Below are 24,620 nucleotides of genomic sequence, written 5' to 3' on the forward strand. Positions count from 1 at the left end.
TTTAGTTTTTTCCTTCTTCTAGCTGCCTTTCTTTCTCGCTTAAACGCAGTTCCAATTCCATCTCTGATATCTTACCTTCTTGGAAGAGCCGCTCCTGATCTAAGATATAAAGAGCAAACGTTAAATTGGAGATAAACAATCTCGGCCTATAGGTTTTTGCTCGTTTCATGACAATCAGTGATTCACTTAACTCAGTCAGAGATTCTTGCGAGAGGTTTTTAATAAATAGTTGTTGCGACATCAATGCATCTAGGTAGTCAGGGTAGGGCAACGGATTATTTTTGAAGAAACGAGCCTTTGACTCTTTTGTTTCCTCACCCGCTTCATTACTTTGATAGTAATCCATTACGGCATGACTATAATCAAGACTTTCAGATGCAACAGCCTTAGCCGCATAAAGCAGTTTAATTAGGTCACGGCGTTCCCTTTCATCTTCATCGTAATTGCTTATAGCAATCGCCAGCAAAACACCAACAAGCGTTGCCACCAGCGTAAGTACAAAATTACTTGCCAGCTCGTTATTCTTAGTAAACTGCTTAAATTTAGGAATGAAAAAAACAGAGCAACACGCAATTAAAATAACCGTTGTGATCAAATACGCCATTTATTACATCTTTTATAATTATTATATTTCCATCTAACACTTGGTACTGTAGCAGCTACAGGCATCAATTTTAAGATAAATTATAAAGACTCTATCTCCTTATGAAGCCACTGACTGAACAGCTCAATACGCTTTAAACGTGGAGATTGAGGGTCATACATCAATCGATACTGAGTGCCCGGCATCAGCCCGAACTCGTAGGGTTGTACTAGCATTCCTTCATTTAAATAGTGCGCTGCTTGTTTTGCGGAACCCAAGCATACTCCGTGACCTGCAAGTACAGCACTCATTGCGACATCAATATTATTCACCTTTAGTACTTGGCAGGCGCTAATATCCGGATCAATACCAATATGCTCAAACCACTTAGGCCAATAAGAGACACCAGAATAATCAATTAGCCAACTTTGCTTTAAGCTGACAGGGCTGCTTTTATCGAGCACCTCAGCAACAGCAGGAGAACATAGTGGAACAATGGGATCATTGATTAAAACCTCACAGTGATAATCAGGATATTCACTGTAGCCATAGCGAATCGCGATGTCGATTTCACCTTGGCGTAAATCTTCTACTTCCTTTGAAGTCACAATGCGTAGATCAATATCAGGATATGCAGATGAGAACTTCCACATTCTAGGCACCAATACTAATGACGCAAAAGATTGTGTTGTTGTGATGGTCAACTTACCAGGCAATGGCTCATATTGGATCTTTTTCAGGCCCTCTACTATTAATTCAAAGCCATTTTGTATCGCTTCGGTTAAAACAGCACCTTGATACGTTAGCTGCATACAGCGACCTTGACGGTAAAACAGTTTGCAACCAATCTGCGCTTCAATTTTACGAATTTGTTGGCTCACGGCCGCTTGTGTCACATTTAATTCCTCAGCAGCTTTGCTATAACTTTGTAGCCTTGCCGCCGCCTCTACCATGCGAAACCCAGATATATTTAGCAACTCTTTATACATAACTTTAGCTTATATATATGTTTAGTATTTATCGTTCGTAATAGACAGTTTTATAGCACATAATTTTTATAAACCTCTATTAAAACAAAGAAAAACAATGGAAAAAACAGCGAAAAGTTCAAAAGAGAAAACTAACTTGATATCAATATGGTTAAGTAAAATAGGTAAATCACTCCAAGTAGAGCACTTATGCAATCACAAATAAAATAACTTTAGATTATGTTAGTGATAAACTCAGGTACATCTACAAACTATTTCTATGACTTTTTGGTCGGTCCACCATGGTCAATTGGATAAATTTTCGCTGTGATCTTTGCAACCTCAATTGACGTACTCTATGTTTAAAGCAGGCAGAGTGTCTTGCTACGGAATACGAGGTAAGAAACGCATGATTAAAGGAATTATTTTTGACTTGGATGGCACATTAGTCACTTCCAACTTAGACTTCGCCATGATGAAAGCGCAGCTGGGTTGCCCTAGAGAAAATGACTTGTTGGAATTTGTCGATACACTGCCCTCACCCTACATGCGTGAAGAAGCAATGGCGCTTATTCATCAACACGAAATGCAAGATGCGCATCAAGCGGAGTTTATACCTGGTGCGGCGCAGGTCGTTGAGCAGTTACATCATAGAGGGTTTCCTATGGCCATCGTGACACGTAACTTTGCCAAAGCAGCACAAACAAAATTAGCGCGGTGTAACCTGCCTATAGATATCATCTTAACCCGTGACGATGCGCCTGCTAAACCAGACCCTACAGCATTAAATATGATTGCGCAGCAATGGGGCCTGCCAAGTACAGCCTGTATGTATGTTGGCGACTACCTGTACGATATTGAAGCCGCACACAATGCACAGATGATATCCTGCCTTTATATTCCCAATGCGACGCCTGAATATTCCTCAAAAGCAGACATCACTTTCAACAGTTGGGAAACACTATTAATGTTGATAGAGCAAAAAAATCTCAAATTCCAGCATCAACTTGCCTAAGATTGTGATTTGCACCGATAATCCAGCCTTTCATATGGACTGAGGCCCATTAGGGTATAGCCCAAAGCGTCTAGTCTTGTTAGAATCTTGTGCAATTGAATTTCAAATAACGAGAATTAAGATGGGTAGAGCATTTGAAGTCCGCAAAAACGCCATGGCAAAAACGGCAGCGGCAAAAACTAAGGTAAACTCTAAGTACGGTAAAGAGATCTATGTAGTTGCTAAAAACGGTGGCGCAGATCCTGAAACAAATCTATCCCTTCGTCGTTTGATCGAAAAAGCAAAAAAAGATCAAGTTCCAGCACACGTTATTGAAAAAGCAGTCGAAAAAGCTGCTGGTGGCGCTGGTGAAGACTACTCACCGGCACGTTATGAAGGTTACGGTCCAGGTAACTGTATGGTTATCGTTGACTGCTTAACAGATAACCCTAATCGTACAATCAAAGATGTGCGTCTTCCGTTTACTAAAACTGACTCAAAAATTGGTAGCCCAGGCTGTGTAGCACACATGTTTGATCACTTCGCTATTTTAGGTTTTGCAGGTGACGATGACGAAGCTGTACTAGAAGCCCTAATGATGGCAGATGTTGACGTGACCGACGTTGAAGTTGAAGATGGTAAAGTTTCAGTATTTGCACCAAACACTGAGTACTTCAAAGCAAAAACGGCTCTAACAGAAGCTTTTGATGGCATCACTTTTGAAGTTGATGAAATCACTTGGATCCCACAAACTCACGTTGAAATCGAAAACGAAGATGACATCGCTAACTTCGAAAAGTTTATGGGTATGCTAGAAGATTGTGACGACGTGCAAAACGTTTATCACAACGCAATCGTTAAAAAATAAACGACCATAGAATAATTATGTAGAAGCCGGGCAACTTCCCGGCTTTTTTCGTTTATAAATTAAAATTCAAAGGTACGAGATACAGAAAACGCGATGCGCTCATCAGATGTGTCTGAGTCTATTGACGTATCTTCAGCTGCAATCGATAAATCGAAACCCGATAAACTGGTTGAATAAGCGATTTCATAATGGTGGTAGGAGCTATTTGTCTCGTCCCATTTTACATCCCCTCCCACATAATTAGACACCGTATAACTTACCGAAATATCGTGGTTTTCAGCAACTTCAAAAGTGTGTGATAACGTAGTAATAGTGTGTTTTTCATCTTGACCAGCGTAGTCCCAGCTATACCAAAAGTTAAACTCAGTCGTGCCCAGAGCATTATCAAATCCAAACTTAGTGTAAGCTTCTGGGTAATTTAAATCGCTGGAGTCGTCACCGCCATAATAGCTATAATATGCGATGCCAACATCTAGGCTCACAGCGTCAGTCAATGAGAAGGTCCGCCCAAAGTAGACATCAACTTCCGTGTCTGTGCCATCGCTAAAGTCGACGTTTGAAGCCCATGAACCTGCATACCAATTCGTCTTTGAATTGCTGTAGTCTAAGCTAGCCTGTAGCGCAAAATCGTTATCCGTTTGGCTGATACCATTGAATGTATAATCGGAAGCGCCAGTGATGGTTGAAGACCAATCACCTGCAATAACTGAATTAGAGGCAAACAATACAGACAGCGTACACAATGTGAGTCGCAGATTTTTTTTCATAATTTTTATTTCGAAGTTAATCAAACCCCGAACCTTGTTAGTTTAAAAGTAAAAATGCGCTATCTAGATACTTCATATGCACCAAGTTTAGTGTAACTCACTGGTTAAACAAGCGAATACCCCAAGACAAGATCAGTAAATTAATATTTAAACAGCTAAAATTACCATTACCACAATAAGCAGAAACGACATTTGTGCTTTAATGACGTAGTCAACAAGTAAAAAACAACTCGTAAAAAAGCATCATTTTAGTAGGTAACATGTTATTTTTGCTAATTTAATCTTAATATTAGCTCTATTTCAATAGTACCTAATTACCAAACATTGCAAAGTTTGTTTAGCAATTATACTATTTTGAAATTTACACTTATAAATACACTCCATTTTTAATCTCACACACCATAAATAAAAATTTAACGAAAAAAATGTTCAATAAAGGAGCAGCACGCATATCGCGATAATACTTATACCTATATCCCATGCCCGCCGTTACTTCTTGCCAAGCCGAGTCAGCCACAAGTTTGGTTATAGGCAAAGGGAACATTGTTTATGGAAGAAAGGATAAAAACTTGCCTGAAAGGCATTAAAAGCGGCGTTTTTAAATTTTTTTTAGATTTTTCCTTGAAAACAAATTGCCCCGTCCATAGATAGTATTGTGAGGACGCCGACAGGGTCCCAACCAATACAAAATATTATTTATTACGTTTGTTTATCGGTTCAATTGAAAGGTGAACAAACCTTATCGCTCTAAGAGGATATTATTATGAGAAACGTAGATCTTACTCCACTATACCGTTCATTCATTGGCTTTGACCACTTAGCGTCACTGATGGACCGAGCTGCACATAATGGCAAACAAACTAGCTACCCTCCATATAACATCGAGGCGCTGGACCAAGACAAATATCAAATTACAATGGCTGTTGCCGGCTTTAGCGAAGATGAACTGCATATAGAATCAGAGAACAACACGCTAAGAATTAAAGGTCAAAAAGCCAATAAAGAAGACCAAACTCAACGCAAATTTATTCACCAAGGTATTGCTGAGCGCAATTTTGAACAAAGCTTCCAGCTCGGTGACCATGTTAGAGTGATTGGCGCAGAATTAGAAAATGGTTTGCTGGTAGTCAGCCTAGAGCGAGAAGTACCGGAAGCCTTAAAACCAAGAAAAATTGAAATAGGTAAAGGCAAACTGCTCGAAAACGCCAGTTAAGCTTTACCCCAAAACAACCTATTTGATTATCCCTGATAAAGTCGCTTTATGCGGCTTTTTCTGTGTATGTAAACCCCCTTTACAAACCAGCAGGGTAGCTACTTCGTTCTTTCTATTCCACACAATTCATTGCCACCGCATGTATCTTCAGGTTTAGTTTTATGCCTATTTGACTGCTGAGTATCCTTACAATTTTGCTTGTACGCTATAGAATTTTGTGCATTATCGTAAACATAAACAGCCGATGAAAACGCCGCAGTTGTCGCAGCAACCATAACTGGAATAAAGAGATCTCCAGGAACAATGGGGCTGCGATTAGCTGGGTCATCGCCAAAGATCTGTACATCTATCTCCGTTTTTTCTCTGACAAAATCACAGTGCTCATCAAAGTGCATTGTCTTTTTGGGCGCAACTATGCAGCCAGATAGTCCTATTAGGGCAATCAAACTTATCAAATGCTTACTGTTTTTCACACTCACCTCGATACCAATCAATATACCCCTAATCTAGCACATTGATTTTTAGTAACTTGTAACAAAGTGTAGGCGAATTCCTGAACAGGTAACAGCCTCAAAGAAGTCAGGCATTTAACGCAAAAACATAAAATGACAGACAGGCGATAATTTAACCCATAGACGATGAAGGGCGTAAAGAAAATCAAATATATAGACAGTTTGATAACTCAAAGGCACTGCTTAATTTGTAAGTAGATTTAGGTTTTATGTAACTTGTCGATTTGAGCGAGAAACAGACGGCCAGCAAACTCGTTTTTGGACAAAACGAATCAATTTTCATCGCTTTATAATTTGTAACTGATCTTCCAGGAACAACCATCAACCTATACATGAAATGGATACAACCTATTTTTATTAATACCCTAAGTCGATATTAATATTACATTCGTGGTGTATATTTATAGAGAGATTATTCATGCAAAAATCAATTACGGTAATAGGCGCAACAGGTAACTTGGCTCAACCTGTTATTAGAAATTTAGTTGCTAAAGGCGTTCAAGTAACCGCCGTTGTACGAGATGTGCAAAAAGCAAAAGCAGCTCTACCTGAAGAGGTGACTTGTGTTTATGCAGATGTAAGCGATTTAGACAGTTTAAAAGACGCATTGAAAGGTGCAGAAACTGTTTATATCAGTTTAAATACCACTAGCCTTGATCCTAGTTTGCCATTTCATACTGAACGAGAAGGGGTAATTAATATTGTTGATGCCGCCAAAGAAAATGGCGTGAAGCACGTTATGCAAATTGTTGGTATTGACAGCTTACACGAAGAGTTTGCCGCTAAAGGATTAATTTACAAAACGAATCTAATTCGTTTACCGGGAATGGACTACATCAAAAAATCGGGAATTAACTATACCTTCTTCCACTGTTCGTTCTTTTTGGATTCATTCCCTGTATTTATTCAAGAAGGTCAGTTCGGCATCATCGGCGATCATACTTACCCTATCTACTATACTAATACGACCGATTTAGCGATAAACATTTACAACGCCATTGGTAACGACAAAGCTTATAACCAAGCGTTTTCAGTACAAGGTAAAGAAGGTATTTCATTTCCAGAAGCGGCGAGAAAATTCTTAGACGTATTCAGCCCCGAAACCCAAATAGCTACTTACCCGATTGCCGCTATTCCAGAGATGGGCTTTCCTGCAGAAGAAGCTGAATTTATGGAGCACTTGCTCACTTATTTTGAACAGTTAAATGAACAGCCTGTATCTGAACAAACCTGGCAAATATTAGGTGAGCCAACAACGACGATAGAGTCTTTTGCCAAATCACTTGTGAGTTAAGCCAAGCTCTGGTTAGTTAATATTAATTTCGCACTTGCATTAAATCGCTCAGTTGTTCAGTAATAAACTTAGCAGCTGGGCCAAGTGCTTTGGTATCGGACCAGATTAAATCCACTTCCTGAGCAAAGCTACTCCTGCTGTCGAATGACAAAGGCAAGTTTACAATTTTCTGTTTTGAATTAGTGTCTTTTAATACATAACGAGGCAATACCGCCCAACCAATGCCTTCACTAACCAGCTCGAAACATCCATGAACGTTTGCTACTTGCCAAATCTGAAATGAAGCTTGCCATTTAGTCATGGATGAATCTTCAAAACCTTTGATCAATATCTGCCTGTGCTGTTTTAAATCTTCCCAAGATACTTGTTTTAATTGTGACAGCGGATGCTCTTCAGATGCAACACAGACAAATTCCATAGCACCGACACCTCTAAAATCAACACCTTCTAAAGGGTTTTCAGGCTGTATTACTATGCCAAGTTGTGCGGTGTCATTGGACACTCTGCGCCATACGTCCTGTACCGTGCCATAATCGATTTCAATATCGACATAAGGATGTTTTACGATGAGTTGTTTGAGTACATGACCTAGGTTTTCAATCGTTATTTGATTCTCTATAGCAATAGTCAGTTTAGTTTCAACGTTGGCAAGCAGTTCATCTGCCGCAACTATTAACCTCTCTCTTTGCTCAACAACCCCACAAGCCCGACCTATTAAGGACTCTCCAGCAGGAGTGAGGGTTGGATATCTATGGCTGCGATCAAATAAATCGACACCTAAATCAATCTCCAAGTTTGATACTAAGGTGCTCATTACTGATTGTGCTTTGCCAGTATATCTGGCAGCGGCGGAAAACGAACCACATTTATGTGTTGCCACAAAAGCTTCTAATTGTTCGAAGGAAACGGCCATCTATCTACTTAATGTATATATTCTAAATAATAATCTAGTCACTAAGTATATAAAATGGTTAGCAGATAGCAATTTAGACGATGGATAAAAAATGAGAACCAAACAAGAGCGAATAATTCACGCCCTGTTTTATGAAGTATTTGCCCTGCTGGGTATTAGCGTATTGCTTAAACCTTTATTTCAACTAGAAATGTCCAAATCTCTGACGATTGGTATTGCCTTTTCCATATTTGCCGTCGTTTGGAATTTAATATTTAACTATGTTTTTGATACGTATTTGTTAAAACATCACCCCAAACAACTTATCCAGCGTTCACTAAAAGTAAGGGTTGTTCATGCCTTAGGTTTTGAAGGCACTATGCTGGTATTGACTCTACCAATATTGGCTTGGTGGCTAAATGTGTCAATGTTTGAGGCACTACGATTGGAGTTGTTTTTAGTCATTTACATTACTTTATACACTTTTGTTTATAACTACCTTTACGACATTATTAGCCCGCCAAAGATCAGATAATATGTAAGTAAATCAGAACTCGGTTCACCTTCTGATCATTAAAATACGCCTGCTTTATATCACAAATTGTTATAATCGTTATTCGCTCATTTGAGACAGATTGTGTATTTATACTAACGCACTTTGAGGCAAGAAATGTTTCAGCCCGGCCAGGCTGAAACGAAAGTGGACCTAAACGCGCTAGAGATGAAGGACAGCTGTGTGCCAGAAGCGGTCGCTCTTAACGCTTGCCTAACCGGCGTAAAATAGCAGGCTAAAATTAGCGACGAAGGAGCGCAAGCCTGCTGTTTTGCGTCCTTTGGTTTAGGCACTTGTTAGGCAACGGCTACAACCATTTTCCTTTTTCTGAGTGTATTTGCTCTCCATTTGTATCAAAGATCTGGAAAGTGCCATTGTTTAAAATTCTGTATGTTTCACTTTTGGTTTTGAATCTATAACCTTGAAATGCGCATGGCGTAACTCCGTCTGCACACATTGTATGAAACGCTTCACCACCAATTCGTATCTTCTCTGCACTATCATGCTCAATCATGTTCAAAACAACATTGTCACAACCAACAACGCCTTCTTCGCACAGTTCAGTGATAGTCAATTCGTACTTTCCTGTAACCAACGTTTGACCGTAGGAATTAGATGAGACTATTAATACGAATAGAAATAAAATTTTGCGCATGACTTTCCTAAGTTGCCTAACGCCTTACTAATGGGCGCATAAATGCTTGGCTAAAATTAGCGACGAAGGAGCGCAAGCCAAGCGTTTTGCGTCCTTTTGAGTAACTTGTTAGGTATACGTTTCCCAACAGTTACTACTAGCAATTTTTTGAGTGTGGCTAGGATTATTTTTAATGAAGTCAATTGTTTCAACTTTGCTTTCAGGAAGAGCAGGATCTGAATGATAGCCACTGCCACAGTACCTAAAGCCAGCCTCCCAAAGTAACATTGCCGATTGCCACTTATTTTTACTCGATTGTTTTGGTGCACGAAAATTGCGACCTAAAAAAGCCATCTTGCGACCACAATTAGGGCAATTATGCTCGAGTTCTGATTCCGCTTGCCAAGCAGTACCCGTATTTGACTCTTCGGTCGCACGCCTTTTGAATGCCACTCGACAATCAAAACATGCAAATTTGTGCAGAAATTCCATGTATACCTAGACATAATGACTCCCACACGGTGCTAGCCTCCGCATTTTCGTGGGTTAGCTATAAGCCAGAGCCATACTTAGTTTGTCATCAACTAAATAGCAGAGGCTAGCATGACTAAACATAACATACTTTTTATTGGCTTAGATACGCATAAAGAATTTGTTGAGGTCGCATACATAGAAGAACATCGCGGTTCAAATCCGGTTCACCATGGCCGTGTTTCAAGCGCTAAACAGGCAATCATAAAATTGGCCAGACAATTTCAATCTAAATATCCCTATGCGACGCTTCATTTTGTCTACGAAGCAGGGCCTTGTGGATATTGGATTTACCGACTTTTAACGTCCTTAGGTCATTGTTGTTATGTTGTCGCACCTTCACTTATCCCTAAAAAGCCCGGTGAACGTGTTAAAACTGATAAACGTGATGCTTTAAAACTCGCTAAGTTACTCAAATCTGAAGACCTCACACCCATTTATGTGCCTGAGCCTGAAGATGAAGCCGTTCGCGACTTATCTCGAGCACGTGAAGTCGCTATGAAAGACTTAAAAGACGCTAAATACCAATTAAAGGCCTTGCTACTTAGAAATAATATCAACTACGCAGGTACCGCTAATTGGTCTCTTAAACATCTACGCTGGTTAACCGAGTTAGTCTTACCACACCCCGCACAACAAATTGTATTGCAAGAATGCCTTCAAGCCATTAATGAGCGTATTGCTAGACTTCAACGGCTTGATAATGAGCTGACACACCATGTCTATCAATGGCGCTATTACCCGGTTGTAAAAGCTATCCAGGCCATGCGCGGAGTGCGACTATTAGTCGCAGCAGGTGTCGTCGCCGAGCTTGGCGATTTAACCCGTTTTGACCATCCCCGCAAGCTTATGAGTTACCTTGGTCTTGTCCCCAGTGAACACTCAAGTGGAGGTAAACGTCATATCGGGGCCATCACAAAGTGTGGGAATGGCCGAGTAAGGCGGCTGTTGATTGAAGGTGCACATACTTATCGCTATGCCGCCAATATATCCACTGAGTTACAAAAACGACAAGAAGGTTTACCAAAGCATATCATCGCCATCGCCTGGAAAGCGCAGGTGAGGTTATGCCGCCGATACCAAAAGCTCATCAATAAAGGTAAGCATTACAACCTGGTTATCACTGCTATTGCGCGTGAAATGATTGCCTATATCTGGGCGATTGCTAAAGAAGTGGTGCTCTCTCAGGTCGACCCAAAACTCAGATTGGCAAGAATACCGGCATGAAAAACGAATTAGAGTTAATGCATAGGATCAAGCATCGGCTGTGGCACTACCACCGACGGCGTTAGGATGGCAGTACAGCTCACCCTGTATTGACCCACGAACATAGACTGAAGACAGGTGCCACGACGAACTAAGTAAGGTCAGCTCTGCTTATGAAAATAAGTAATCTACGAATATCAGCATGATAACCGACGACATTACTTGCTTCATTTTATGTATTAACTCGCTCTAATTCGAGTGTGAGAATATATGGCTTGAAAAGTTAGGCAAGGAACAGTGTGTTTAACTTGACAGTGGGAGTCATACCAACGCCTCAATCAGAGGCAAAAATCAGTTGGTTAAAATTAGCGGCGCAGGCGCAAAACCAACTGTTTTTTGTCCTTTGGATTGACTTGTTAGATTTTGATTACGCACACTTAAATTCACTTGTCATACTTTTGATATTAAAAACAAATTCTTGTGCATTTTTAAACTTCGCCCACATATCTTCTACGGTTAAATCCAAAGAAAACATCGCATAATTATCGTGAACAAGTTGGTTTCGGAGCGAACCAAGCAACAAAAAATCTTTTATTGAACTTCTAAGGTTTTCGTCTTCTTTAACTCTTTGAACCATAAATTTTTTAAAATCTTCTCCAAAAAAAGAGAAAAACGTATTTGCATTTGACGAATCCCAACTAAATAAAGTGTGATACTGTCTTTTAAGAGCTTTACGTGAAACAAAGTTGTAAGTTAACGAGCAATCTTTCGTATTTAGAGATTCAATAACCGCGTTAACAACTTTGGTTTCAAAGTAACTAGCGCAAGCTAATAAAATAACCTTAGCAAATTGATTTTTATAATCTGTTGCAAAGCTAATTTCATTGCTCTCTATAAGAGTGCTATAGTTTTCTTTATAGTCATTGAATAGTTGCTCCACAGCAAGTAACGCATCATCCTGATCTTGCATAATATCACCCAATTAAAATATCTTTAGCTCGATTTAATCTACCTACCACGTTATCTTTTAAAGTTGTTTTTCCGTATGTGTATTTTTGAAAATCTTCATCAGCTTTCAGGGTGTCGATATAAGTTTTAGAAAGGGCTCTTGCACCCGTATGTCTACCTTCAATAGCATCTTTTACTGATGCAAAGAAAATAGATTCAAATATCATAATACTGAAACGATTTGAGTTGATTCTAAAGTCTGACGGTTCTAGCTCAGAACATGCAGATAAAAATTCATCCCAAAGCGCTTTAAAATAAATAATATCTTCTTCTGTAAAACTTTTGGCGTGGTTTGCAAATTTATTTATAAATCCATTTACAGTTGCCTTGTAATTTTCTAGAAATGAAGCCATCGCAAACACTCTCAATATAGCCTCGACATCATTAAGGCGAATATCTGGATTTTCTTTTCCTAATAGCGTTCTCCAGCGTTCATCTTTATTCATCTCTAATAATGCTCTTAAGAACTCGGAATGATACAAGCTCATTCTAATTTCTTGAGGCCCCAAATTAATACCTCCACTATTTAGTCGATTGAAAATTTCGAACATTGCGCCACTTTCATCGTCTCCGGATACTGGTTTGACAACCATGTTTCTTATCGTTGCCAAGTCTAAAGTAGTTTTAAATTCATCTAGTGTTTGATAGTTTTTGCCATTGAAGCGGTTTTCACTGCCTTCAACTATTCCATCTAATTTCAAGTTGAACTTTTGGAAAAGTGTATCATCCGCCATAACATCATCAGGGATGTAGCCATGCAAATCGAAGATTTCTCTTAGTTCAGCTCTCTTTTCCTTTCGAGGAAACCTACCTTTTTGGAAATAATAAATTGTCATAAGACGTTGCTGACCATCAATAACCAAAAATTCGTTTCTCCCACTTTCATATAGAAACATTTGGGGTATTGGCAATCCAATTAGTAGTGACTCTATTAGCTTAGATGCTCTTTTTAAATCCCATACGTAATGCCTTTGAAAAGATGGGATCTTGAATACTTTAGACTCTATGAAACTTACGATAGTCAAAATATTAAAATCATTTGGTGTGGTTGTTAGTTGGTATTCATTTAAAGGATAATCTTCTTCTTCCCTTTCTATATCTAACACTTCTTCTTGTACCATTTTTAATTCCTTAAATTTAAATATTGATTCCTAAGATGAGCCCTTTGAAAATCTAACGCCGCAAATAAACGGCAAAAATTAGTTGGCTAAACTTGTGAGGAACGAACAAAGCCAGCTGATTTTTGTCCGCTCTTTTTAATTTGCTTTGTTATGGCGCGCTATCCTGTGAATAGGTCTATGGCCTTTTCTCTGCTGCTTAAGTCACGTTTATAGAACTCGCTGTAACCACAAGACTTGCAGCTAATATGGTAAAAGCGCTTATTGTTGAATTGGAAAATTGAAGAAAACAACCCTCCTTTACCTCGGAGTTCACCCACCTCAAATTCCGTATGTTGGCATTTAACACACTCAAACTTAAACTTACTTTTACTTCCCATCTTATTCAATACACCTGCTGCTTTGCGCTCAGAAGAAAGCTTTTCATTAGCTACACCACAGTTACTACATACCTGCTCTGCACCCTTATTTTTAGAGCCACATGCTATGCACTCCCATTCGTTCTGCACTGTAAACTCCCAAGCGCTATAACGCCTTACTAAGAGGCGAGAAATGCTTGGCTAAAATTAGCGACGAAGGAGCGCAAGCCAAGCGTTTTGCGTCCTTTTGAGTAACTTGTTAGGCATTCTCTTGGTAATTTAGCTTTCCAACAATTTCATTCATTGTGTAATGAACAAATTGTTTACCAAGTTCAGTTAAAACATATTGTTTTTCATTGTCAAAAGCTGATTTCATCGTGTTTGATGAGTATCCCTTTTGACGTTTTTGAGCCGGTTGTTTTATAAAATTCCCATGATAGTCAACAGGTCGATATTGTCGAATAACATGACCAATACTCAAATCATGAATTATCAATTTAAATAAATCGGCTTCAGCTGAATCTTCCCTGACACTTTCACCATGAATGTTGCGCCACATACCGTAGCGAGTAATATTTTGATGTGTGAAAACTTCCCTGATTACAGCAAAATGTGCTTCACTAAAGTTCTCTATCCATTCAATAAATAGTCGAACTACTCCGTCACTTGTTAATTTACATGAAGCAGAATTTGCCAATAGATTTCTAATTAGGACTCGTTTTTCTTCGCTTTCGGCGGCTGCCCAATCTCTAAAGCACTTCTTTACCAGTGACAAATATTCTTTGCTTTCAATTCTTTCTCTAATTTTTTCGTCAGATTGGTCTAGTCGCTCCATAACTTCAAAGAGAGTTTGTCCAATTTCCTCTACTTCTTCTTGCTGCATTTTGAGCCATGCATGCAGTAGGTTTTTGAATTTCTCTGATTCGCTTTCCGACCAAGCTCCAGCCGCACCACCAATTGCTCCTCCCGCAAAGGGCACAAGACCACCTAAAACAGAAAGAGCAAAACGCGCTACCTTTGATCCACTTCCAGACTCAAAAGCTTCATCTAATAGATCTTTATTTTCTTTGGGATTTTCATTTGAATCTTCAGACATGAATCCTCCGTGAATGCCTAACATGTTTATAGCGAGCTAATCGCGCGTTTTCCTACAACTGCATAGCTCGTTTTTCTGATTAGGTTGTTTTTAACAAATTTGTTAACTAATTGCCAGTGTTATTAAAACTTAGGAGTTCTCGCCTTTATCTTAGGATAAAAACAAGCGATTTGGTCGTTTTCTTGACTATACGAGTAACAAATAGGACAGGCAATTTTTTTAAAAGTTAGAATCGAATTGCTGAAATGTATTCTAAGCCTAAGGTTTTTCTGAGCAACGTGATTAAAATCCGCCTTATGGTAGAAATAAATTTAACTTAGGAATATTTTCATTTTATTAAACAAGGAAAGTTTAGGTTGATAAGCAAGGCTAAAAAAATTTTTTACTAACCAACCCCCTTATACCAATTCACATCATTTTTAGCGGCATGTATTCTTAACGTAGTTTGCGAACCTGCAAAGTTACCGTAGTAACTTCTAAAGCTTTGTACCCTATTCAGCCAAGTCGCTTTTTCAATCCTCAGTGAGACTAGAATACTAGGCATACTATTTGATATGTATCCCCTCTTTTTGGGATGAACATGGCGACCCGTCCAGTCAACTAGTTCAAGGTAATCCAAAAGCGAGAAAGGTAAAGCGTTTTCATGCTCTCTTACGCCAAACGGTTTTAGTGATTTAGGTTGGTTTGGTGTCCTGTATTGTTGTTTTGATTCGATTTTTTTTGCGTTTGATTTGGTGTTTTTAAAGTGCTCGATGCGCTCTTGAATCGATGTAAAATCACTATCCTCTAGATTATTTGCCATGTTGGCTCGGACTGGATTTAAATCTACGTAAGCCATACAACTTAGCAATGCCGTCTCATCTAGCAAGGCTTGTGATTTGTATCTTCCTTCCCAATATTTGCCAGTGCAGCTATCTTCCTTGTTTGCTTCTCTTGCAATGTACTCGTTGAGGTTTTTCATAAACCAGCTGATGTCATACAACCTAGCTCGCCACTTTTCAACTAACTCAGATGCAAGTAGTTGCTCCGCCTCACTAAGGGTATCACCGTTTAGTTGCTTATCTATGATAAGACTCCCCTTGTACAACTTATACCACCTAGCTATCACCTCATTATCTGACCAACTAAATGCTTGCTGTCTATTCACTTTAACAACCAAATGATAGTGATTACTCATGATGGCATAAGCCGCAATATCAATGGCAAATACACTGCTTAGCAGTTTCATTCTCTCTACTAACCATGTTCGTCTATGGTCAAAGTTTTTACCTGTGTACTTATCTTCTCCACACAAAAAAGCACGGCGTACACACCGTGCTATCAAGTGGTAATAAGACGTCGACGACAAATCTATCAGTGCTTTCCGTGCTCTTGTCATTCCTATTCAACTTAACTTTAACTGGATATTTAAACAGTAGTCAAGCAACGCTATTTATGCAAAGAATTTGTGCCTGTCCCATTTGGTTTCTATTGGATTGTTATGTTTGCCCCGCTAGAAGCTCTTGAGCGACTAGGAGCCGGACTTGATTATGGCGACTTAGTCGATGCTTATATTCTTTAAGCTCAATTCGTTCAAGAGTAGGCGCTGCAGATTGGTCATAGCGTTCTAGCTCAACACTGATGATATAGGAGCCATTGATAAGAACAAGGTATATGTCTTCGGTTTGATCCGGGGTGTAGTGCAAAACGAAGGCGTTGACTGTGGGATGCCCGTTGGACTCTAGCGCTTGTTTGAGGCTTGAGTCCGACTGGAAGCTATCTCGTGAAGCAATTAACTCTTCACGAAATTCTAATTCCATTTTGCTTCCGATTAGCTTCATTGCTGGATCTCGTAAAATATAACGCCCTGTTAATGGGCAAAATATAGTTGGCTAGAATAAGCGACGAAGGAGCAAAAGCCAACTGTATTTTGTCCTTTTTAAACAGCTTGTTAGGGTATTATTCCTCGGGATCAAAAGTGTAATCTTCGTAATACCTAAGAATTTTATAAAGCTTGGGAACCCCATTTATTGTTTGTACCTCAAGGTCTACTACATACGCTAATTCGTGCCACTGTTTGTTAAAATTATTATGCCCATGAAGCATAGCTTCCTTAACTGCATTATTTTCAAATATTACTTTGGTTGGATTTTTTCTTATATCCTCAACAATAGCTTTATCACCAGTTTCAGAATTGGCATCAAACTTTGTTTGATACCAAACAAGTACTTTTTTAGAGTGAATATGATCGGCAGGCTCATCCATGTTGGCAATTCTTCGATTAATAAAATTCTGAGCAGCATTAGCTTGTTCAGAGCTTACAATTAATTGATTTATTACAGTCGCATTGTCACTTGCAGAAATAACCAATTGAGAGCCAGAATCTTTTGCGACTGGTTCAATTATGTTTTTCCATTGCTGTAGGTCTTTCTTAGTTAGATCCAGAGGAGGGTTTTTAGCCTTACCCAAAAACCAATCTATGATACTAGATGAAGTAGTAACCCATTGATAAAGAGAACCACCTTGCCAAAGCAGAGGTACAAGAGGAGCTGCCTTTGTAACTAATTCAACGATTATTGAGCCTGAGCGAACTTCTTTTATTAGGAGTTCACTTGATATGTCATAATCATCTGATGATTCTCTCTCTACGAACCGTTGAAACTGAGAGCTAAGATCCAACAAAGAAACTGTAAGATCAGTTAAGTTTACTGGGCGTTCATTGTTTATTTTGATTTCTAATTTTTTATCAAAATCTATTTCGATAATATTCATCGGCTCCATGCCTATCCTTAATACCCTAACGCCGCGCGCACCGGCGCAAAAGGCGTAGTTTGTTTTGTGTTAGAATAGAGCGCAGCGGAATAACACAAAACAAACGTAGCTTTTTGCGTCCTGTTGCCGCGCTTTGTTATGCGCAACCTCTTATTTTATTAGTATGTTTTAGATGAGTTGCCAGCGCAAAGTCCCATGGAATAACTACCTTGTGCATATGTGCAGCCATCAAATTTAAAGCCCTTATTGTTTTTAAACGCTCGATAACTCTCGGTGACAGCTTGTCTTCTTTCAAAAGGAATATCGCCACCTATACATGCTAGTTGCAACACTAATCGAGGATTGTGTGATTTTTTTGATATCAGTCGTGCTTGTTTCCAAGGGCTGTCTTCCCGAGTAAGTTTTCTCGACTCTAAGAACGATGTTGTATCAAGGTCTCCGGCCTCAGAGCACATAGCGAGCTCTTTAACTATTTCAGATTCACCGTAAAATGTTAAATCTGGGTTAGCCTTCTTACCTAGAAGGTAATATTTATATGCTAAGCTAGGCTTCTTATCTAATTTAAAATCATCATCCACACTATAATAGTGTGTGTCGATTAACCACTTAACAGCTTTAGCACTTCCATTTTCTGCTGCGAAATATACTTTATCGTTTTTGCCGATAGCATACTTATTAGCCAGTAAAAAAACCGCATCCATGTCACCTTTGGATGCTTCTTCTTTAAGGACTGGAATTATGTCATTTCTTTTTTTGTGGAATAGTAACGCAAGTCCATATAGAGCTCTTTTATCATTTTTTTCTGCAGCTCTTAGAAGAAGTTCTTCACCCAGACTATAGCCTAAAGAATTTTTTAGTTTTTCAGCTGACTTATAAATATCATCTCCAGCACTGATAAAATCAAGCATGGAAACTCTTTCCTTATATACCTTCTCTAGGCACGAGGTTGTTTTACATTTATTTCTTGTGTTTTTAAGCCAATCACGTTGCCCTTGCTTAAGCGAGGTTGAAGAAAGCTTATTTGCAGCTTTATAGGCGCTGCTTAAATCTCGGTCGAGCCTAGAGATATTGTCTTCTGAACAGATCATCTTCTCTGCGTGAGTTCGGGCTTTCCCGCAATCAAAGCTTGCAGAATTCACATTGAGACTGACCGCAACTAAAGAGATTGCACTTAGGTAACAAAGACTACATATTCCTTTCATGGGAAATCCTAAAATTTATTTTCATGGCATGATCTACCAAACTGCATAACGCCCGCATTTGCGGCTGGTTTGGAGCGCAGCGGAAAACCAGTCCGACAACATGCGCTTGTTATGTATAAACACCCAGCCATAACTGACTGGGCGAACTCAAAGACTCCAAGCAAGCTGAGTTAAGGCTTACTTTTATTGATTTTTACATCATGCTAATGACTGTAATTACAATTCCTACAAGAGTTATAAAAATTGATATTGCAGTCAGAACAATATTCAAATCATACGTCTTTCTCTTCTTTCTATCGTTAGCCATATTTATCTCCATAAGGAGAGGCATATGACAGAAAACAACTTATCGAAAACCAGCCACCAGTACACACGGCCAGAAGCTAGTTACTCTTTATCCGACAAGCCATCCTCCCGATGCCCCAATTGGGGCCGTGTGTTCCTCGATACATAACATGTTTATAGCGAGCTAATCGCGCGTTTTTCTACAACAGCATAGCTCATTTTTCTGATTAGGTTGTTTTTAACAAATTTGTTAACTAATTGCCAGTGTTATTAAAACTTAGGAGTTCTCGCCTTTATCTTAGGATAAAAACAAGCGATTTGGTCGTTTTCTTGACTATACGAGCGATGGAATTAACACTGTATATACATACAGCACCAATTCAAGAGGATGAAAATGAAAACTCGCTCTCCTTATTTAAACGATATCGCAGACTATATGCTCACTCGTCAGTATTCATTAAGAACAATTAATGCTTATTTAAGTTGGATTGCAAATTTCATTCACTTTCACAATAAGCGTCATCCAAGTTCGATGGGGGATGCAGAAGTCGAAGCTTTTTTAGACCATATTGTATTAAAACGTAATATGTCACCTAGAACACAAAGTGCAGCTTTAAATGCGCTAGCTTTTTTATATAAACATATTGTCAAAAATGAGCTTTCGTTAAACTTGAATTTTGCACGAAGTAATCGACAACCAAAGCTGCCTGTAGTGATGACACCTGATGAAGTAAAGCAATTGATGAGTCATCTTTCCAAGCGATATTACTTAATCACGGGGTTAATGTATGGCAGTGGTTTAAGAGTGATGGAAGCGACTCAGTTGCGAGTAAAAGACATTGATTTTGATTATAAATGTATTCAGGTCTGGAATGGAAAAGGCAACAAGCATCGAATTGTAACACTTGCAACTGAGTTGATCCCATTACTTAGGAATCAAATTATGCAAGTTGAAGAATATTTGAAATTAGATTTACAAAACGAAAAATACGCTGGAGTCTCAATGCTAATGCATTAGCTCGCAAATATCCGTCAGCAAAAAAATCTCTCATGTGGCAATATTTGTTTCCCTCCTATAAATTAAGTGGTGACCCGAAAACAGGTGAGATACGTCGTCATCATTTTCACCCTACTTGTGTTAGAAAAGCTGTAAAAAAGGCGCTAAAACAAACTAATATAAATAAACTTATAACACCCCACACCTTTAGGCATTCATTTGCTACTCATTTACTACAAAGTGGTGCAGATATCAGAACCGTGCAAGCTCAACTTGGTCATTCCGATGTGAAGACAACGCAAATATATACTCATGTTTTACAGCAAGGCGCAAACGGTGTTATTAGCCCTTTGAGCAAAATTTTCTAGCTTGTTTTAGGGCAGAAACTAGTTATGCTGATGGTCCGTTTCTGGCACAGAACCGACAGCCAAGTTGAGTCTAATTCAAATTAAACAAGCTCATTCACCTCAACACACAATGGTGAGCCTTTTTCGACTCACCATCACACAAATTAAATTACAGTACGTCTTTACTGCACAGATCCATATTTGCTTGATCTTTTAGCTTCAAGCAATACATAGATGTCTCGTTCACTTCGATCCCATTGATCATAAAGCTTGAGAACCAACCAAAAACCAGTGCCAGTGCAACAAGTGCATATTTTTTATAGGGAGGGATTGTTGTCATGTTAAATACCTTACTACTACCTTGTCAGCCATCTTTGCTGACCAATAAATCTCTAAATGAGATGTCTATCATCTGAACACAGATTATCTGTACGCAGATTATCTGTGTAGATAGATAAACATCCTTAAAATTAACGATATACGCGTACGTTTCTTACTTGCCCTTTAAACGGGTATGTGTTCTTTGGCGTAGAACCTATGCTCAATGGCACATCATTTTGGTTTGGTAGCACAATGCTTTTGCTGCCCATAGACTGACCATCAATGCTTAAAGATAAAGTATTACCATCTAGCTGCATTTCCAGTTTGTGCCACTTGCCATCAGCAAAGTTACCCGCATTGACCCCTTTGCCATTAACACGCGCACTGATCACACCTTTTTTGTTGACCTGAATGTAATAAGCGTTTTGTGTACCGTAATTACCTTTAGATAACATGAAACCTGTTTTGGTCGTGCTGAAGTCTTGATATTTAAACTCCAGTTCAATTTTGCTGAATTGGTCAATATCACCAAGCTCAACACGCTGATCAACACCATTAAATGTGCCTTGGTATTCACTAAAAATCTTGCCGTCTTGGCCGTGACCAGACAGGTCACACACGCTACCTTGAAGTGACCATGCACCAATTAGGCCTTCACTGATTACTTTTTTCGCACAGCGACGTTGCTGCAACTGACTTGCATACAAGCTTTCAATATCTGTTTGCTGTTGCACATAGGCCTGTGGCATGTCAGCAAGACTTACGTCATACCTTTGCTGGCTTTCAAAACCATTAAATCCAGCACCTTTTAAGCCGATCACATAGGGCATAATTACCCGACCGTATTTGCTGTCATGGCGCATAAATGCCCATTTATCAATCGCTTCATTTTGTGCTGTATTGGTCACATTCCAAAATACTAAATGCTTGAGGTGGTTAGGCTGTGCGCCGACTGAACCGCCCATATACCCATAATTCCAGCCGCCTTTGCTGTTTTCTATCAAATTGCTGTACGGCATATTTGCATGCAAGTTATGAAATCGTTTTGATGAATGGGTAGAGCCTGAAATCACATTGCCAGCCGCTTTGTGTGAAAAACCAGCGGCATGCCAATGCTCAGCTTGATCATCAATATTTTGTGCTAGCACATGCGTTGAGGCATTGATATCTAAACTGATGTGGCCCGGGTTACCGGTAAATGCGACGTCTTTTATGGTCATCGCAGCACTATTTACTACAGATACACCTTGGTTCAAGTCGATGAACTCAACGTTTCTTAACCATGCATTGGCGACTCTTGAGAAGCGGATAGCACTCCAGCCACCGTCATGTACGCCGCTTTTATGGTGTTTGAACGCTTCTTGCCAATTACCTTGAATTGTTAGGTTTTCAACACCAATATTTTGTAATAGTGGCGCTTTTTTCAATCCCCAGTAGCCATCGCTGGTAACATCATGGTGGATCACCGCCGCAAACGTGACCACATCACCTTCTAAGGCTGTTATTTGATGATACTCTTGTGAGCGAAGACCTTTTTTGATCATGCCCCAGTTGCCGTCTAGCTTGTAGGGGGAGAGTGCTTTTGCAATTGTTTCAGGACGAGGATCGAATCGAGACAGCTGAATCCACTGGCCAACCTTAAGTAAAGATGCATCACGAACCTGCACAGAGCGTGTAGACTGTCTCGGGTGACTAGAAATAACATCGGTAATAAAACGCTCACCACTGGGTGATGTCACAGCTTCACGTACACCTTTTACTTTAGGATCACGATTTGAATAGTTGTAACCAATTTCGAGTAAGTATGGACTTGTCCACATTTTGTTTGGATATATCAAATCTAAATGCTGGTCCATTTTTAAAATACTTTGCTTGCTCTCACCACGTAATACCATATTTCCGCGAGATACTTTAATGGTTGCGCTTGCGCGACTTATTCGGCCATTAGCAGTATCGGACTTATCAATACCATCAACGTCGGACAGAGTGTTGAGGTCGTAAGTCCCATTGGGGAAATAAATGACGGCACCTATACCGCCTTGATCAATATGCTGCTCAGCGGCGGCAATTGCATCACGAACAGCTTGCTTATCTGAACGACCAGGCGCGATATCGGCACCAAAACCTGTGACGTCAAAAACACGGTAGCCCAGTTCATTCACTTGGGGAATTGACTGATTCGAAAATTGATATCCAGCGTAAGAGAAATTAGCAATGATCTGATCATCTGCCACTTGACTGTGTGGATCTCTTAGATCTGACTGAGTTGATCTCGAGTCTAAATAGCTATGCCAGAAATCGTTTGCATAACTTTGAAATGGTAGCCAGCTTGTTGCAGCACATAGTGCTAACAATAGGGGCTTATTGGAAAAGTGTTTCATCTCTAACCTCAAATAACTACAGTGTGTAGTGGTATTGAGTAGATCTGGCAGTCACATCCCTAATGAATATTCATAGTATTCCTAACTATGAAGCAACCCCGCTATCATGTGCTCTGCTTATAGAAACAGTGCCTTTAGACCGGAAGCTTTGCGTCCTAGACTTTCATCTAGTTTGCCAGTAACTACAGTTTGTATAAAATTCAGGAGGAATTTATAGGAAGGTTCCAAATAGGTCAAATACAAATTAGAGCTAAAATCCTAATCTGTTGTTCAATCAGGAATTATAATTTATTAAAGTTTTACTACAGATAAAATATTCCCACTTAAAGGTACTGTTCTTCAACAATATACAACCCTATTTTCTTATACTAACCGACACACACAGGAAAAAAGGTGCAAAAAACCAGCTTATTCAGACAATTTATTGAGATAGAAAGGCTGATTTTTTATGAATTGCACTTGTGTTTATAGGCTTCATTCACTCACAAAGCGCAGCGTAAACCTTGCGCCGCCTAAATCTGGACAGTCGTCCACCTCAACAGTGCCATGGTAACGAGAGATGATTTTGGCGCTAAAGGCTAACCCGATCCCAAAGCCTGGGCACTGTTGTCTATCCAGTCTGACAAAAGGCTTAAATACAGTCGCTCTTTTTTCTGCATCAATCCCCTGACCATCATCACTTATACTAACGGCTATGTGGTTATTTTCATAAAAGACTTTAACTGCACACTTGCTACGCCCATATTTAATAGCATTATCAATGATGTTTGACACCGCCATATTCAAATATCGTAAATCGGCATTGATACACACACTCTCTGATGGCAGGGTAAGTTCAACAGATCCATGATAGGTATTGGAGATTAAGCTCGATAACATCTGAGCCAGATCCATTTTATTGGGTTTTGCGTCATCTAAACTATGCTGCAATCTCGCAAAATCAAGCATATGTATGAGTAACCCTTCCATATCATCTAGTTGCTGATTTACCCGAGACTCATACTTGGCTCGCAACTGCTCATCTTGAGCTTCAACGAGCGTATCCAGCCCCATCCTTACCCGTGCCAACGGGGTCCTCAACTCATGAGATAGGCCGCCTGCCAGCAACTTAATATCATCCATTAAGAGACTAATTTTACTGGCCATTTGATTAAACGATAACTCAATATCACGGATGTACCAAAGCGTACCAACCTGTAACCTGACATCAAGCTGACCGTCTCCAAGTTTGGTCGCAGCCGCACTCAATCGCATTAAACGTCTGACAAAGGGCGCTAAAAAAATAACGATAACGATGACCAAAAGGAGGTAAAAAGACAGTGTTAAGGAAAGGCGATAGTCTTCTTTTTCAATTTGTTTATCGTACTGGTAGATTAAAATGTCGTGCGTACTGGTCAATAGGTGTACCATCACGTGCTCTTGCGTTTCTAAATAAACAGGCTCTTGCCTTTTCAATTGCTCCTGTAAAAGAGCCGGTAGCGGATACTCGTCCATTGCACGCGTATACAATATGGCGTTACGTTGATTATTCTCATCTTTCATGAGGTTGGGGTCAAAATCAGATACCTCACCTAATGCCATTAACTTTAAAAGCGGCAAGGTAAGTGACAATTGCTCGCTCACCAAAGGCTCGCTAGTATCGTCTGATGAATATAATGTATCGAATATTTGCCCTAACAAGATACTTGCGATCAATAAAACACTCACGAGCGCAACAACAAACCGCCACATATTGTATTT

Annotated in this window: 24 protein-coding genes, 1 pseudogene and 1 riboswitch; of the genes and pseudogenes, 7 read left to right on the plus strand and 18 right to left on the minus strand. The window is 39.5% G+C overall.

Annotation, left to right across the window (positions count from 1 at the left end):
- Window position 1: 1 nt before the first annotated feature.
- Together N483_RS17400 and N483_RS17405 are read right to left on the minus strand one after the other, a co-directional pair.
- Window positions 2-604, minus strand: a complete 603-nt coding sequence (locus N483_RS17400) for a hypothetical protein (protein WP_023400120.1) — start codon at window positions 602-604, stop codon at window positions 2-4.
- An 80-nt stretch (window positions 605-684) separates the two neighbouring features.
- Complete coding sequence (locus tag N483_RS17405; RefSeq protein WP_023400121.1) at window positions 685-1,572, minus strand: LysR substrate-binding domain-containing protein; 888 nt, start codon at window positions 1,570-1,572, stop codon at window positions 685-687.
- Window positions 1,573-1,960: 388 nt separating this feature from the next.
- Between N483_RS17405 and N483_RS17410 the strand changes: the two genes are divergently transcribed.
- Window positions 1,961-2,566: an HAD family hydrolase gene (locus N483_RS17410; protein ID WP_023400122.1), complete on the plus strand. Its 606-nt coding sequence runs from the start codon at window positions 1,961-1,963 to the stop codon at window positions 2,564-2,566.
- A 121-nt stretch (window positions 2,567-2,687) separates the two neighbouring features.
- Window positions 2,688-3,413 (plus strand): YebC/PmpR family DNA-binding transcriptional regulator, encoded by a 726-nt coding sequence (locus N483_RS17415; RefSeq protein WP_023400123.1) that lies wholly within the window; start codon window positions 2,688-2,690, stop codon window positions 3,411-3,413.
- 59 nt (window positions 3,414-3,472) lie between these two features.
- Here N483_RS17415 and N483_RS17420 read toward each other — a convergent pair whose 3' ends face one another.
- The gene (locus N483_RS17420) at window positions 3,473-4,180 is read right to left on the minus strand and encodes a TorF family putative porin (RefSeq protein ID WP_036976607.1); all 708 of its coding nucleotides are present in this window, start codon (window positions 4,178-4,180) and stop codon (window positions 3,473-3,475) included.
- 763 nt (window positions 4,181-4,943) lie between these two features.
- Between N483_RS17420 and N483_RS17425 the strand changes: the two genes are divergently transcribed.
- The gene (locus N483_RS17425; RefSeq protein ID WP_023400125.1) at window positions 4,944-5,393 is read left to right on the plus strand and encodes an Hsp20 family protein; all 450 of its coding nucleotides are present in this window, start codon (window positions 4,944-4,946) and stop codon (window positions 5,391-5,393) included.
- Window positions 5,394-5,491: 98 nt separating this feature from the next.
- On the opposite strand, the gene N483_RS17430 is transcribed toward N483_RS17425, so the two are convergent.
- Entirely contained in the window at window positions 5,492-5,866 is a 375-nt protein-coding gene (locus tag N483_RS17430; protein ID WP_023400126.1) for a hypothetical protein, read from the minus strand.
- Between the two features lie 457 nt (window positions 5,867-6,323).
- Here N483_RS17430 and N483_RS17435 point away from each other — a divergent pair, with 457 nt between their 5' ends.
- Complete coding sequence (locus N483_RS17435) at window positions 6,324-7,199, plus strand: SDR family oxidoreductase (RefSeq protein ID WP_023400127.1); 876 nt, start codon at window positions 6,324-6,326, stop codon at window positions 7,197-7,199.
- A gap of 22 nt (window positions 7,200-7,221) precedes the next feature.
- On the opposite strand, the gene N483_RS17440 is transcribed toward N483_RS17435, so the two are convergent.
- Window positions 7,222-8,112, minus strand: coding sequence for a LysR family transcriptional regulator (locus N483_RS17440; protein WP_023400128.1), 891 nt, complete (start codon window positions 8,110-8,112; stop codon window positions 7,222-7,224).
- A gap of 91 nt (window positions 8,113-8,203) precedes the next feature.
- On the opposite strand from N483_RS17440, the gene N483_RS17445 reads away from it, so the two are divergent.
- A complete protein-coding gene (locus N483_RS17445; protein WP_023400129.1) occupies window positions 8,204-8,626 on the plus strand; it encodes a PACE efflux transporter in 423 nt (140 codons plus the stop codon).
- Window positions 8,627-8,951: 325 nt separating this feature from the next.
- On the opposite strand, the gene N483_RS17450 is transcribed toward N483_RS17445, so the two are convergent.
- Complete coding sequence (locus N483_RS17450; RefSeq protein ID WP_023400131.1) at window positions 8,952-9,299, minus strand: hypothetical protein; 348 nt, start codon at window positions 9,297-9,299, stop codon at window positions 8,952-8,954.
- Window positions 9,300-9,407: 108 nt separating this feature from the next.
- On the minus strand, window positions 9,408-9,770 hold the full coding sequence (locus N483_RS17455) for a hypothetical protein (protein ID WP_023400132.1): 363 nt from the start codon (window positions 9,768-9,770) through the stop codon (window positions 9,408-9,410).
- 111 nt (window positions 9,771-9,881) lie between these two features.
- Here N483_RS17455 and N483_RS17460 point away from each other — a divergent pair, with 111 nt between their 5' ends.
- Window positions 9,882-11,036 (plus strand): IS110 family transposase, encoded by a 1,155-nt coding sequence (locus N483_RS17460; protein ID WP_023400133.1) that lies wholly within the window; start codon window positions 9,882-9,884, stop codon window positions 11,034-11,036.
- Between the two features lie 406 nt (window positions 11,037-11,442).
- On the opposite strand, the gene N483_RS17465 is transcribed toward N483_RS17460, so the two are convergent.
- The 8 genes from N483_RS17465 to N483_RS17500 all read right to left on the minus strand — a co-directional run bounded on the left by N483_RS17465 (window position 11,443) and on the right by N483_RS17500 (window position 18,549).
- Window positions 11,443-11,985, minus strand: a complete 543-nt coding sequence (locus N483_RS17465) for a HEPN domain-containing protein (protein ID WP_023400134.1) — start codon at window positions 11,983-11,985, stop codon at window positions 11,443-11,445.
- Between the two features lie 4 nt (window positions 11,986-11,989).
- Window positions 11,990-13,144: a DUF262 domain-containing protein gene (locus N483_RS17470; RefSeq protein WP_023400135.1), complete on the minus strand. Its 1,155-nt coding sequence runs from the start codon at window positions 13,142-13,144 to the stop codon at window positions 11,990-11,992.
- Window positions 13,145-13,302: 158 nt separating this feature from the next.
- Window positions 13,303-13,650, minus strand: a complete 348-nt coding sequence (locus tag N483_RS27300; RefSeq protein WP_023400136.1) for a zinc ribbon domain-containing protein — start codon at window positions 13,648-13,650, stop codon at window positions 13,303-13,305.
- Window positions 13,651-13,759: 109 nt separating this feature from the next.
- Window positions 13,760-14,596, minus strand: a complete 837-nt coding sequence (locus N483_RS17480; protein WP_023400137.1) for a hypothetical protein — start codon at window positions 14,594-14,596, stop codon at window positions 13,760-13,762.
- 385 nt (window positions 14,597-14,981) lie between these two features.
- Window positions 14,982-15,974 (minus strand): transposase, encoded by a 993-nt coding sequence (locus tag N483_RS17485; protein ID WP_023400138.1) that lies wholly within the window; start codon window positions 15,972-15,974, stop codon window positions 14,982-14,984.
- 100 nt (window positions 15,975-16,074) lie between these two features.
- Window positions 16,075-16,395, minus strand: a complete 321-nt coding sequence (locus N483_RS17490) for a hypothetical protein (protein ID WP_052027395.1) — start codon at window positions 16,393-16,395, stop codon at window positions 16,075-16,077.
- A 139-nt stretch (window positions 16,396-16,534) separates the two neighbouring features.
- Window positions 16,535-17,347, minus strand: a complete 813-nt coding sequence (locus N483_RS17495; protein ID WP_231105474.1) for a C12orf4 family protein — start codon at window positions 17,345-17,347, stop codon at window positions 16,535-16,537.
- Between the two features lie 158 nt (window positions 17,348-17,505).
- Window positions 17,506-18,549, minus strand: coding sequence for a lysozyme inhibitor LprI family protein (locus tag N483_RS17500; protein WP_023400141.1), 1,044 nt, complete (start codon window positions 18,547-18,549; stop codon window positions 17,506-17,508).
- Window positions 18,550-19,228: 679 nt separating this feature from the next.
- Between N483_RS17500 and N483_RS17505 the strand changes: the two are divergent.
- Window positions 19,229-20,199: pseudogene (locus N483_RS17505) on the plus strand (integron integrase).
- A 148-nt stretch (window positions 20,200-20,347) separates the two neighbouring features.
- Here N483_RS17505 and N483_RS27060 read toward each other — a convergent pair.
- From N483_RS27060 to N483_RS17515, 3 genes are all read right to left on the minus strand, one after another.
- Window positions 20,348-20,518, minus strand: coding sequence for a hypothetical protein (locus tag N483_RS27060; RefSeq protein ID WP_023400144.1), 171 nt, complete (start codon window positions 20,516-20,518; stop codon window positions 20,348-20,350).
- Window positions 20,519-20,648: 130 nt separating this feature from the next.
- Window positions 20,649-22,880 (minus strand): DUF4955 domain-containing protein, encoded by a 2,232-nt coding sequence (locus N483_RS17510; protein WP_023400145.1) that lies wholly within the window; start codon window positions 22,878-22,880, stop codon window positions 20,649-20,651.
- An 88-nt stretch (window positions 22,881-22,968) separates the two neighbouring features.
- Window positions 22,969-23,067: riboswitch (cyclic di-GMP riboswitch) on the minus strand.
- Between the two features lie 287 nt (window positions 23,068-23,354).
- On the minus strand, window positions 23,355-24,611 hold the full coding sequence (locus tag N483_RS17515; RefSeq protein WP_023400146.1) for an ATP-binding protein: 1,257 nt from the start codon (window positions 24,609-24,611) through the stop codon (window positions 23,355-23,357).
- Window positions 24,612-24,620 lie beyond the last annotated feature (9 nt).

It is taken from the genome of Pseudoalteromonas luteoviolacea NCIMB 1944 (genome assembly GCF_001625565.1).
GTDB lineage: Bacteria > Pseudomonadota > Gammaproteobacteria > Enterobacterales > Alteromonadaceae > Pseudoalteromonas > Pseudoalteromonas luteoviolacea_F.